Raw genomic sequence first — 12,408 nt, 5'->3', positions numbered from 1 at the left:
TACGTTACGCTGCTACTTCTTCTGCGGCTTCGCCGGCATACTCTTCAGCAAGGTCGGATTCTTTCTGCTGAACAGCGTTGCGAGCCTGATTACCTTCGATAACGGCATCTGCCATTTTCGAGGTGAGCAGACGGATGGCCCTGATGGCATCATCGTTGCCGGGGATGACGTGATCGATCGGATCGGGATCGCAGTTGGTGTCGACGATCGCTACAACCGGGATACCCAGTTTGTTGGCTTCCTGTACGGCGATCTCTTCGTTTTTAGGGTCGATGACGAACATCAGGCCGGGAAGTTTGTGCATGGCCTTGATGCCGCCCAGGATTTTCTGCAGTTTGGCGCGTTCCTTGTCGAACTGGAGGGATTCTTTTTTGGTGTAGGCGTCGACCGTGCCGTCTTCGAACATGGCATCCAGGCGCTTGAGGCGGTCGATGCTCTGCTTGACAGTGGCGAAGTTGGTCAGCATGCCGCCCAGCCAGCGCTGGTTGACGTAGTGCATGCCGCAGCGTACGGCTTCTTCGGCCACCGAATCCTGAGCCTGCTTCTTGGTGCCGACGAACAGTACGGTGTTGCCGGACTGTGCCGTCTCTTTGACAAAGCTGTAGGCGGATTTGAAGTAACGGACGGTTTTCTGCAGGTCGATGATGTAGATGCCGTTACGTGCCCCGAAAATGTAGGGTTTCATCTTGGGGTTCCAACGTTTGGTCTGGTGACCGAAATGAACTCCGGCTTCCAGCAGTTCCTTCATGCTGATACTTGACATGCGTGTTTCTCCTTTGGTTTGTCCTCCGCCCCGTAAATCCCTGCAATCCTTGTGGGACACCGCTGGTTAAAATCGGGGCGTGTGAAATGAAAAGCGTTATCTTATAGCACAGAGGCCTGGGTTAAGGCAAGGGTAAAAATGGGCGTGAGGCGGGGTGTGCGATTGAAAGGTCGTGAATCTTCGTGTCTATGAAAACGTTGCCGCCCGTTTGGTGTCGCGTTCGAAATCTTCAACAATATCAGCAAGTGCTGTATAGCGGCTGACACCACCCAGACGCTCGCTTATACCGGTGGCACGCAGAATCTCCCGGGCTTCAGCATGCGCCTCCGCCACCCTGAGCTGGATGCCTGCCTGCTCCAGTTGCTCCTCCAACTGGGCCAGCATCCGGGCGCCGGCTGCATCGATATAGGGTGAAGTTGAAAGATCACAGACCGCGAGTCTGACGGGAGTGGTCTCCCGGAGAATGCCGTCCATTACGGCAGTGATGATGTTGTCTACATTGAAATAGAGCAGGGGGGCCTCGACGCGGAACAGGAAAAGACCGGGGAAACGTTCATTGCTGGTGTGGCGGTCCGCGTCACTGAATCGTATGGAAGCGGGAATCCGCCCCAGCACAGCTACGTGCGGCTTTGCCATCATGCGCAGCAGAAAGAGGATCGATGCGATGGCCGAAATCGCCACCCCTTTAAGAATGCCGAGCAGCAGCACCCCGACAAATGCTACCAGAGCAACATTGAATTCAAGTCTGCTGACGTGCCACAACTGTCTGAAATCCTCAAATTTGACAAAACCTGCCACAGCAACCAGAACAATGGCGGCCAGCACGGTTTCCGGCAGGTTGCGCAGCAAGCCGGTCAGGAAAAACAGCACCAGAACAAGGGCCATTGATGCGAAAACCAGGGACAGCGGTGTACGCGCGCCGGCCTTTTCATTGACAGCAGATTGGGATAATCCGCCACCTACCGGGTAACCGTGGCCAAGCGCTGACATCATGTTCGCAGCACCCAATCCCAATAGTTCCTGATGTGGGTCGATGTTGTAACGGTATTTCACTGCAAACGTCCGTGCCGCGGCGATACTCTCCACATAGGAGAGCAGAAAACAGGCAAAAGCCAGTTCCAGCAACCCCTCCATCTGCTGCATGCCAATAGTCGGTAATCCGAATGACGGCAGACCTGCCGGGATCAGGCCAACGACTCTGACACCCTGTCCACCCAGGTCGAACACGGATACGGCAATAATCGAAATGACAACGACGGACAATGATACCGGGCGTCCCGGGAAGAGGCGCTCACCAGCGAGAAGAAGTACGAGTGATCCGATGCCGAGGGCGACAACCACCGGGTTTGCATCTCCCAGATGCTGGACGACGGCGATAATATGTTCAAAGAACGTATCACCTCCACCGGTCACACCGAAGAGTTTGGGAAGCTGCATGGAGGCGATGCTCAGGGCCGCACCGGCCTTGAACCCGAGCAGGATGGTTTCGGAAATGAAGTTGACGAACGTACTGAGCCGCATGATCCAGGCCAGCAAACAGATTGCTGCGACCAGTCCGGCGGTTATTGCAGCCATGGCGGCATAGTTTGCCAGGTCTCCGCCGGCCATCCCGCCCACGACACTGGCCACCATGACTGATATGGCGGCGGTTGGGCCTACGGCCAGATGGCGGGAGGTCGCAAACAGCGCATAGGCAATACCGCTGAATATATAGCAATACAGTCCTGCCTGCGGTGTCAGTCCGGCCAGGGAAGAATATGCCATGGCGACCGGTACGGCATAGGCAGCCAGTGTCAGGCCGGCGACCAGGTCGGACCAGAGCCAAGGGAATTGATATGCCGGCAGCCAGTCGATGATCGGCATCAAGCGGACCAGCCAGCGGGGTGCGCCGCTTTGTGAGGACAGTCTGTTTTTGAGAGAGTTATTCATGGGGGACTGACCTTGGCAGACTGTTCAGTTATGGCGGCGACCGGACAGTTTTCCAGGCACAGGCCGCAGCGGGTACAGCGTACACTGAAACGAAGCCGGCCGGTTTTGCGAAAGCCGGTCTGGTCGAGCGTAAACAGCCGCTGGGGGCAGGCGGCTACGCAGCGACCGCAGCCGGTACAGCGTCCCGAATCGACCGCGGGGAGGTCGCTAAGAATCTCTTTCAGAGGATTAGTTCCAGCTGTTTCCAGGTGAACTCTGCCTGTTGCTTGCTCATGGTACGATTGAAGGGATAATAGCGGGGGCACTTGGCCACGACGGCATTGGACGCCTGTTTGCACGTTCGGCGACATGAAGTGCAGAGCTTGTTGGGTGCTGATTGGTTGGAGGTCTGTTTTTTCGTTGTTTTCATGGCATCCATACTGGATAAGCCACCGGGGGTGTGCCCCCCGGTGGCCCTTGTGCTTGTTAGTCAATAAATTTGACCCAGCCAAAGCGGTCGTCCAGCTTTCCGGTCTGGATGCCGGTCAGTGTGTCGAACAGTTTCTGGGTGATCTCACCCACCTTGCCGCCGGTCAGTTGCTGTACATCATCCTTGTAACAGAGTTTGCCGACCGGTGTGATGACGGCTGCGGTGCCGCTGCCAAATGCCTCGGTAACCTTGCCGGCGCGGATATCCGCCATCAGGTCGTTTACGTCGATCGGCCGCTCCTCGACCGTAAGTCCTAGCGTCGGGGCCAGCTTCAATACCGAGTCGCGGGTAACGCCCGACAGGATCGATCCGCTCAGGGGCGCGGTGACGATGTGCTTGCCATAGGCGAAGAACATGTTCATGGCTCCGACTTCCTCGATATAGCGCCGTTCGCGGCCGTCCAGCCAGAGCACCTGGTCATATCCCTTTTGCTTGGCTTCAAGTCCGGCCTTGAGCGAGCTGGCATAGTTGCCGCCGGTCTTGGCTTCGCCCGTTCCCCCCGGCACTGCTCGGACGTAATGATCTTCCACCATGATGTTGATGGGATTGAATCCGGCTGCATAATAGGCACCGACCGGAGAGAGAATGACGAAGAAATAATAGTGATTCGAGGGATGGACCCCCAGAACCGGCTCCACGGCAATCATGGCCGGACGGATATAGAGCGATGTGCCGTCGGCGGTCGGAATCCAGTCCTGCTCCAGCGCAACCAGTTTGTTGATGCCGTCGAGAAACAGTTCTTCGGGTATTGCCGGCATGCAGATGCGGTCGCCTGACTGGTTGAAGCGGAGCGCGTTCATCTCTGGTCGGAACAGGGCGACGCGGCCGTCAGCCCATTTATAGGCCTTGAGCCCTTCGAAAATCTCCTGGGCATAATGGAAGACCGTGCAGGACGGGTCAAGCATGAAAGGGCCGTATGGCTCGATCCGGGCGTCACACCATCCCTGACCGGCTTTCCACTCGACAACCAGCATGCGGTCGGTGAACAGCTTGCCGAAACCGAGCTGCGATTCGTCCTTGATCTTGGCCTTCATTTTTTCCACCGGCAGTGGAATTACCTTGATATCCATGGGAAACAACCCTCCAGTCAGTGTCGCATTCATCACAAATTATTACCATATACTGCCCAGTTACGGCAAGACGAAAAACATTGTTGACAAAACCGAATCAATCTGTTTTATTGCCGCTTCCTTGGAGTATCTAACTATTTAAAATAGCTGAATTATTTTAGTATTGCTAAATAAGTTTCACTGCCGGTTACGCTAACAGTCACGCTCAATATACATATGGAGGATTATTAATGCAGAAACACAGATTCCGTAAGGTTATGGCCGCCAATCGCGGTGAAATCGCCATCCGCATCTTCCGGGCCTGTACCGAACTGGGTATCGGTACGGTTGCAATCTACTCGGAGGAGGACAAGCTCTCCCTGCACCGCTACAAGGCGGACGAGGCCTATCATATCGGCAAGGGCAAGGCCCCGATTGATGCCTATCTGGGTATCGATGAAATCATTGCCCTGGCTCTGAAAGCGGATGTGGATGCCATCCATCCCGGCTACGGTTTTCTGGCCGAGAACGCGGAATTTGCCGAGGAGTGCCGGGTTAACGGTATCACCTTTATAGGGCCGTCAGCCGATATGATGCGGGCCCTGGGCGACAAGGTGGCCGGCCGCAAGGCTGCCATCGCCGCCGGCGTCACCGTAGTGCCCGGTACCGAGGATCCGATCGAGAAGGAAGAGGATGCCCTCATCTTTGCCAAGGAGCATGGCTATCCGATCATCATCAAGGCTTCGGCCGGCGGCGGTGGACGAGGCATGCGGGTGGCCAACAACAAAAAGGAGCTGCTGGAAGGTCTGGTGGCTGCAGCCAGCGAGGCCAAGGCCTCCTTCGGCAACGCCGAGGTCTTTCTGGAGCGCTATCTGGCCAACCCCAAGCATATCGAGGTTCAGGTGCTGGGCGACAACCACGGCAACCTGGTGCATTTCTTCGACCGGGACTGTTCCGTGCAGCGCCGCCACCAGAAGGTGGTCGAGTTCGCCCCGTCGCTCTCCCTTACCCAGACCCAGCGTGAGGAGCTGTGTACAGCGGCTCTCAAGATCGCCGGTCAGGTCAAGTACCGCAACGCCGGCACGGTGGAGTTCCTGGTGGATCAGGAAGGCAAACACTATTTCATCGAAATGAACCCGCGCATCCAGGTGGAGCACACCGTCACCGAGATGATCACCGGCCGCAACCTGGTCCAGAACCAGATCCTGGTTGCCTGCGGCCACAAGCTGTCCGACCCGGAGATCAACATCCCCAGCCAATCGGCCATCGACATGCGCGGCTATGCCATCCAGTGCCGCATCACTACCGAGGATCCGGCCAACAACTTCGCTCCCGACTTCGGCACCCTGACCACTTACCGCTCGGCTGCCGGTTGCGGCATCCGTCTGGATGCCGGCAACGCCTTCACCGGTGCCAAGATCACCCCGCACTACGACTCGCTGCTGGTCAAGGTCAGTTCCTGGGGGCTTAACTTTTCAGATGCATCCAACATCATGCACCGTGCTCTGCAGGAGTTTCGTGTACGTGGTGTCAAGACCAACATCGGTTTTCTGGAAAACGTCGTCACCCACCCGGTCTTTCTCAAAGGGCAGTGTGATACATCCTTTATCGACAAACATCAGGAACTGCTCTCCTTCCGGGAAAAGAAGGACCGCGCCAGCAAGGTGCTCTCCTTCCTGGGCGAGGTGATTGTCAACGGTTCACCCGGCATTGTAAAACCGCTCAAATCTGCCGAGCTGATCGAGGCCCGCGTGCCGGAAGTGGATACCACCAGGCCGCGTCCTGCCGGCAGCAAGGACCTGTTCATGCAGCTGGGGGCCGAAGGGCTCTCCAAGTGGATCCTGGAACAGAAAAAACTGCTGATCACCGATACCACCATGCGCGACGCCCACCAGTCCAACCTGGCCACCCGCGTCCGCAGTCACGATATCCTCAAGATTGCCGAGCCGACCTCCTACCTGGGGGCTGATCTCTTCTCCCTGGAATGCTGGGGCGGAGCGACCTTCGATGTCTCCATGCGTTTCCTGCGGGAAGATCCCTGGCAACGCCTGCACAAACTGTCCGAGGCCGTGCCCAACATCCTGTTCCAGATGCTTTTGCGCGGTTCCAATGCCGTCGGCTACACCAACTACCCGGACAACGTGGTGGAGATGTTTGTAGAGGAGGCGGCCAATTCGGGCGTCGATATCTTCCGCGTCTTCGACTCGCTCAACTGGACTACCGGCATGAAGGTGGCCATGGAAGCGGTGCGCAAGTCGGGCAAGATCTGCGAAGCGGCCATCTGCTATACCGGTGACATCACCGATCCCAAACGGGACAAGTACCCGCTGGAATACTACATCAATATGGCCAAAGAGCTGGAACGGATGGGTGCCCACATCCTGGCCATCAAGGATATGGCCGGCCTGCTCAAGCCGCTGGCGGCCTACAAGCTGGTCAAGGCGCTCAAGGAGAATATCGGCATCCCGGTGCATCTGCACTCCCACGACACCTCCAGCAACGGCTCTGCCATGCTGCTCAAGGCCTCCGAGGCCGGGGTGGATATCGTCGATGCCGCCCTTTCATCCCTGTCAGGCCTGACCGCCCAGCCCAACCTGAACGCCCTAGTCGCCTCTCTGGAAGGCAGCGAGCGCGATCCGCTGCTCAATGCCCCCGGCCTGCAGAAACTGGCCAATTACTGGGAAACCGTGCGCGATTACTACGCCCCCTTTGAATCCGGTCTCAAGTCCGGCACGGCCGAGGTCTACCACCACGAGATCCCCGGCGGCCAGTATTCCAATTACAAGCCGCAGGTAGCCGGACTGGGCCTGATCGAGCGCTGGGACGAGTGCAAGGAGATGTACCACAAGGTCAACATGCTGTTTGGCGACATCGTCAAGGTCACGCCGTCATCCAAGGTCGTCGGCGACATGGCCATGTTCCTGGTCAAAAACAACCTGGAACCGGAGGATGTCTTTACCAGCAAGGAAGATCTGGCCTTCCCGGAATCGGTCGTCGGCATGTTCAAGGGCATGCTCGGTCAGCCCTACCAAGGGTGGCCCGAGGAGCTGCAGCGAATCATCCTCAAGGGTGAACAACCGATTACCTGCCGCCCGGGAGAGTTGCTGGAGCCGGTGGACTTTGAAGAAGAGAAGCTCAAGCTGGAGGAAAAGCTGGGTCACCGGATCGATGACAAGGCGCTGATTTCGGCCATCCTGTATCCCAATGTGTATCCCGAGTTTGACAAGCATCGCCAGGAGTACTCGGATATCTCGGTCATTCCCACGCCGATCTTTTTCTACGGCCTGGAGCCGGGTCAGGAAACCTCGCTGGATATCGAGCCGGGCAAGACCCTGATCATCAAACTCAATGCCATCGGACGTGTCCAGAACGACGGCACACGGGCCGTATATTTCGAGTTGAACGGCAACAACCGCTCGGTGGTGATCCGTGACCAGTCTGCAGCGACCGACGAAAAGGCGCGCGACAAGGCCGACAAAGGCAACGCCAGCCATATCGGCGCCCCTATGCCGGGCAAGGTGCTCAAGGTCAATGTCAAGGCCGGCGATGAATTCAAGGCTGGTGATGTACTGATGGTGACCGAGGCCATGAAGATGGAGACAAACATCAAGGCCAAGGCAGATGGCAAGGTCGTGGATGTGAAGTTCAAAGAGGGTGAGAAAGTAGAAAAAGAAGATCTGGTCATCGTCATCGCTTAATATTCGCGATGAAAAACGCCCATCTGCGGCGTTGCTCTTCGGCCTGGACGTTCAACGTAGCGCTGCTACGCCTCACGCCCAGTCCTGCGGTGCGCCTGGCATCTGAGCATTTTTGATCACGAAGTGTGAATCAATCATTTAACTAAGATAAACACGACGCCCCGCTTCGGATTTCCGAGGCGGGGCGTCGTGTTTCGAGGGTGCTTGAAATCCTATGATCTTCCCGGAGGTGGCGGGGCATATCCGCCGTTATCCCACAGCCGGTTGGGGTTATGACGGGGCGGCTGGTCGCACTGTACCACCCCCAGTTTGCAGAGGGTCTTGCGCCATTCATATTTGAAGTGGATGGTTTCGACAGCCCGGCCCTCCGGTTCAAAGGCCACGATCTGTACCGGTGAATACTCCTCCTGCCCATAGCCGGTGCCGGCGCTTTCCAGAGCCTTTTTTTCCGCTTTGGCTGCACGATTTTTTGACATTTCAGCTGCCGGTGCCGGTGCAGAGGGGGCTGCGGCGCCAGCCACTGATTCGGAACGGTCGGCGAGGCCGGACTCTTTTCCGCCAAACCTGCGTCCGGCAGGTGGCGACTGCGACTGTATCCGGGGGGGCGGTTCATAGCGGCGTACTTCCGGATAGGCTGCCACGGAGATTACCCCCATGGCACTTTCGTCACCGAAGGCGGCGGCGTAGGAGTCGGGAACATCGGTGAAGTAGAAGCGGTTGATGCGGTCGTTCGAGGAGCGCCAGCCGGAAAACTCGCCCGATCCGTAGGGATCAAGGATGTACATCCGTTCATTGTTCTTCAGCCAGGACTTACTGCCGCTGACAATGTTGCGTCCATCTACGGCGATGACCACACCCACCCGGCGGTTGAGCTTGTTGCGCACCTCGATGCGGTAGTGGTCTCCCTTGACCGCCTCGGCATACACCTTCTTGATGCCGCTGCGCAGTTTGACCGGGTAGGTCGGCAGGGTCCGGCCGTCATCGGTCACAATGCGCACCTCCACGGCGTCCCCGACGCTCCCTGCCCATACCGATGCCGCACTCAAAACGACTGCCACAATGATTGCTGCGATGGTTTTCATGACGTTTTACCTCCTTAGTAAGTTAGAAATAATTTCTGCTTTTGCAAAAAATATTTCGTTAACGCACTTATCCCGTTTATCGGGGAGGAATGTGTTGTTGTACCCTTTGACAGGAGCAGCAAGGGAAAAGTTCCCGGAAATCTTTGATGGGTGCGTTTTTTGTGATTGGGGGGGACGTGGTGGGATGAAGGAAGGGCGGTGCCGGTCGGCACCGCCCGGAAGTTCGTCAGCTGTATTCCTAATCTTCGGTTGTGAATCTGAGTGTGAAGGCTGCGCTGGTGTTGCCGGCTGTATCCTTTACGCTGCTCCCCGGAAGGGTGACGGTGTAAAGGGTATCATCGCTCAGCGAACTTGACGGTCTGATGGTCAGCTTGTTGCCTGCAATGCTCTTGGTCATGGGTACGGAAGTGGACCCCTTTTTCAGGCTGATGCTGCTGTAGGCACTCCCTGCCACAATGTTCTCACTGAAGGTAATGACGATGCTGGCAGAAGTCGACACGTCAGAGGCGTTGTTGGCCGGTACGCTGCTGGAGACCGTTGGCGCTGTTTTGTCAATGCTCACGGTCAGGTTCCTGGTGGCCTCGGTAATGCCGGCCTTGTCGGTGGAACGGAAATAGAGAGTCGTGGTGCCTTCCGTACTGACAGTGATCGGTGCTGAGTACGTGCTCCAGGCCGTCCCGTTATAGCTGTATTCAGTTTTGCTGATCCCGGAGGTACTGTCGCTTGCCGTAAGTGTTGCCACTACATTGGAGCGGTACCTGCCATTATCACCCATGGTGCCGCTGGCGGTTGCAACGGTTACCGGAGCACTCTTGTCGATGTTGATGCTGATGGTGTTGGCAGCTTCCAGCTTGCCGGTGGTGTCAACGGCGTAAAAGGACAGGGAATTGGAACCTTCCTGGGAAGCGGTGATTGTTGCCGAATTGCCGGGAATCGTGCTTTCAGGGGCTGCATTCAGGCTGGATTTGATCTGTGCTGTCGCTGCCGGGATATCGGAGCTGATGGTGGCGGTCACATCGGAAGTGAACCAGCCATTGCTGCCCAGTGTACCGCTGAGGACGCTTCTGGTGGAAGGGAGCATCTTTTCAAAGGCGCCCAGGTCTGGAGCGGCGCCATAGAAAGCCGAGCCGAGCGAGATCCCTTTGTCGATCGTCGGCGAGAATGGCATGAGTGTGAAGTCATTGGCTGTGGCGTTGACGAACTGCGGGTCAACTGCCACGTCATGGGCACCCGGGAAGGTGTAGACGTTGTCGTAGTTGATGCTGTTGTTCCAGACCAGATTGTAATCGTTGATAACGGTGCCGCCGTCGGCGGAGCTCTTGGCGATAGCGGTGCCGTTGTTGATGAGGATGTTGTTTTTCCAGTTTTTGATTGAGCCGGGTCGGTCATCCCAGGTGGTAAGAGCCGAGCCGTTGTTGTAAAATACGGAGTTAAAGACGTTGACCGTGCCGATCAGGTCGCCGGTGCCGGTGGCAGCACCGCTGTTGTTGTAGAAGCGGCTGCGGATGATGGTGTTGATCTCCTGGCTGTGTGCCCACCAGATGACGATGGAATTCTGGTTGTTGTAGAAGTCGCAGCCGTCAAAGGTGACGCCGCGGGCAAAGTAGGCCCGGATCAGGTGGTCGGGGCCCTTGTTGTCGTGGAATCTGCAGTTGACGAAACTCTGTCGGCCGTAGCCGGTATAGGGGTAGGCATATTCGGCCCAGCCTTCATAGATGGCAACGTTGTTGTTGAAGTCGCAGTTGGTGAAGCGGTTGTCGTAGGAATGGAAATAGGTGGCCACACTGATGTAATTGCGGATTTCCAGGTTCTCGAAATCCACGTAGCGGCCATTGTCGCCGGTGACGATGGCGCTGCCGAGCTGCTGCTGTCCATCGAGGATCACCTGGCCGGCTCCCTTGACGGTAATGTGCTGCTCGGCGGTGCCGCCGTTCAGCACTGTTATCGCCTCATTGTATACGCCTCCCTGGATGGAGATTACATCTCCCGGGAGGGCAACGTCCACGGCGTGCTGGATGCTGCGGAAAGCGCCGGCGCTGGAATTGCTGAGGCCGTTGCTGCTGTCGGATCCATCGGTCCGGACATAGAGGGTGCTGGCGGTGCGTACTTCATAGGCGCCTATGTCGGTCGCCGCCCCGTAGAATTCTCCGCCCAGATTCAATCCGCTGTCGATAGCCGGGGAACTGCTCTGCAGGTGGAAGTCATAGGCAGCTGCGCTGATGAACTGCGGATCAGCATTTACATCATGGGCGCCGGGGAAGGCATAGACGTTGTCGTAGTTGATGGTGTTGTTCCATACCAGGTTGTAGTCGTTGAGAACAACTCCGCCGTCAGCATAGCTTTTTGCAATGCCGACGCCGTTGTTGACAACAATGTTGTTTTTCCAGTCCTTGACGGAACCGTAGCGGTCATCCCAGGTCGTGAGTGCAGCGCCATTGTTGTAAAATACCGAGTTGTAGACGCGTACCGTGCCACCCAGGTCACCGTCGCCGATGGCCGTGCCGGGATTGTTGTAGAAGCGGCTATGGATGACGGCGCTGATCCCTTCTGTATGGGCCCACCAGAGCACGATGCCGTTGTTGTTGAAGAAGTCGCAGTTGTCAAAGGTGAGTCCCTTTGCTGCTGCGTAAGGTCTGATCACATAGCCGCTGTTGGTGGCGCGGTGGTTGTAGAACTTGCTGTTGGTGAAGATCTGGCCGCCGAAGTTAAGGCCGGCGCCATATCCTTCTATAGCCTGCTCGTTGTCGTGGATGTCACAATTGTCGATGTGATTGTCGTAGGAGTAAAAGTAGAAGGCAAAACCGGTGTAATTTTTGATTTCCAGGTTGCTGAAGTCAACATTGCCGGCGGTGTAGTTGGTAAAAATGGCGACGTTGAGTGCATTCTGTCCATCGAGGGTTACCTTGCCAACCCCTTTAAAGCTGATGCGAGCTGCTGGTGTGGCCGGGCTGTTGACCTGGACCGCTTCGTAGTAAGTCCCTTCCTGGATTTCCACAACGTCACCGGCAATGGCCACATCAGCGGCATGCTGGATGCTGCGGAATGCGCCGGTGGAGTTGTTGCCCAGACCGTTGTTGCTGTCCAGGCCGTCGGTGCGCACAAAATAAGTGGCCCCCAGTGCTGCGGTCGCCGACATCATTGCTGCTAAACAGGCAAACAAAATAATCAACTTCAGTTTCATACTTTCCTCCTTACATAAAAAATATACGGTGCAATACCGCAGCGAGGACTATATCAATAGTCGTGCCACCATTAAAAACATGTGATAATCAAGGTTGTTATGGTGTGTCGAAGAGAGGCGGAGGTGGAAAAACGTCGGGGAGGAGAAGAAAAATAGTGTAAAGATCCTTTACACTGTATTGAAATAGTCTGAATTGAATTGTAATACTAGCATGTTAACGAATATGTAAAGAAATTT

7 protein-coding genes are annotated in these 12,408 nt (G+C 56.4%); 1 reads left to right on the top strand and 6 read right to left on the bottom strand.

Features of this window, described 5'->3' with window-relative positions; all coding sequences use genetic code 11:
* Positions 1-4 precede the first annotated feature (4 nt).
* The 4 genes from rpsB to ACOCF6_RS03945 form a co-directional block, all read right to left on the bottom strand.
* On the bottom strand, positions 5-763 hold the full coding sequence (rpsB, locus tag ACOCF6_RS03960) for a 30S ribosomal protein S2 (RefSeq protein WP_482459090.1): 759 nt from the start codon (positions 761-763) through the stop codon (positions 5-7).
* 186 nt (positions 764-949) lie between these two features.
* Positions 950-2,692 carry a SulP family inorganic anion transporter gene (locus ACOCF6_RS03955; RefSeq protein WP_482459089.1) on the bottom strand — a complete coding sequence of 581 codons (1,743 nt, stop codon included), beginning with the start codon at positions 2,690-2,692 and terminating at the stop codon, positions 950-952.
* Entirely contained in the window at positions 2,689-2,997 is a 309-nt protein-coding gene (locus tag ACOCF6_RS03950; protein WP_482459088.1) for a 4Fe-4S dicluster domain-containing protein, read from the bottom strand. Before ACOCF6_RS03950 ends, ACOCF6_RS03955 begins: the two co-directional genes overlap by 4 nt.
* 160 nt (positions 2,998-3,157) lie before the next feature.
* The gene (locus ACOCF6_RS03945) at positions 3,158-4,231 is read right to left on the bottom strand and encodes a branched-chain amino acid aminotransferase (protein WP_482459087.1); all 1,074 of its coding nucleotides are present in this window, start codon (positions 4,229-4,231) and stop codon (positions 3,158-3,160) included.
* 230 nt (positions 4,232-4,461) lie between these two features.
* Between ACOCF6_RS03945 and ACOCF6_RS03940 the strand changes: the two genes are divergently transcribed.
* A complete protein-coding gene (locus ACOCF6_RS03940) occupies positions 4,462-7,908 on the top strand; it encodes a pyruvate carboxylase (RefSeq protein WP_482459086.1) in 3,447 nt (1,148 codons plus the stop codon).
* A 212-nt stretch (positions 7,909-8,120) separates the two neighbouring features.
* On the opposite strand, the gene ACOCF6_RS03935 is transcribed toward ACOCF6_RS03940, so the two are convergent.
* The gene (locus tag ACOCF6_RS03935) at positions 8,121-8,990 is read right to left on the bottom strand and encodes a hypothetical protein (RefSeq protein ID WP_482459085.1); all 870 of its coding nucleotides are present in this window, start codon (positions 8,988-8,990) and stop codon (positions 8,121-8,123) included.
* Between the two features lie 238 nt (positions 8,991-9,228).
* Positions 9,229-12,171 carry an Ig-like domain-containing protein gene (locus ACOCF6_RS03930; protein ID WP_482459084.1) on the bottom strand — a complete coding sequence of 981 codons (2,943 nt, stop codon included), beginning with the start codon at positions 12,169-12,171 and terminating at the stop codon, positions 9,229-9,231.
* Positions 12,172-12,408 lie beyond the last annotated feature (237 nt).

The sequence above is a fragment of the Geobacter psychrophilus genome (assembly GCF_056821595.1).
Note: the sequence above shows the minus strand (reverse complement) of the source record. Positions and strands in the feature narration are given on the sequence as shown.